We start from the raw sequence: 513 nt of genomic DNA, 5'->3' as shown, positions 1-513 counted from the left end.
CAATACGACGAACCGACAACCACGAGAGCGCGCTCATCTGCGCAGCAAGCGTCTGTTGTTCCCACAACGCGATACCCTGACCAACGAACGTCTGCGTGTAGTTGACCTGCGCTTGGAACAGAGCATCCATCTGGCCCTGATCGTACGTGTAGCGCGTACCCAGCACGTTGACGATGCCTCGGTTCAGACCCGCAGGTGAGAACGACGGGTTAGCCACGCGATCCGTACGAGCACACAACGCACCCGCCCAACCCGAGAACGGCACATATTGCTGCTTACCGTTGATCGTATCTGCCTCAAGAACGTCGGGAGCGAACAACGCGCTATACGTCGAGTTGAGGTTCAATTGCAGATTGCGATAGTTGATCGCTTGTTGGAACTGCTGAGCATTCGACGGAACATCGAGTAGTGCCACGCAATCACCGCGCTGCTGGGCCAAGCTATCCATCGCAAGCTGCACGTCTGGACTGGCGTGGCCCGAGTTCAGCAGGATGTTGATCTTGTACAGCTGCT

General features: G+C 56.7%; 1 protein-coding gene. It reads right to left on the bottom strand.

What is annotated here, in order from left to right; genetic code table 11:
* On the bottom strand, window positions 1-513 hold a 513-nt coding region (locus AC1RPN_RS08255; protein WP_481763725.1), incomplete at both ends, for a phage tail sheath subtilisin-like domain-containing protein.

The sequence above is a fragment of the Dellaglioa sp. CoH-57-MRSF-20 genome, from assembly GCF_056781955.1.
This window is presented reverse-complemented; position numbering and strand designations above follow the sequence as displayed.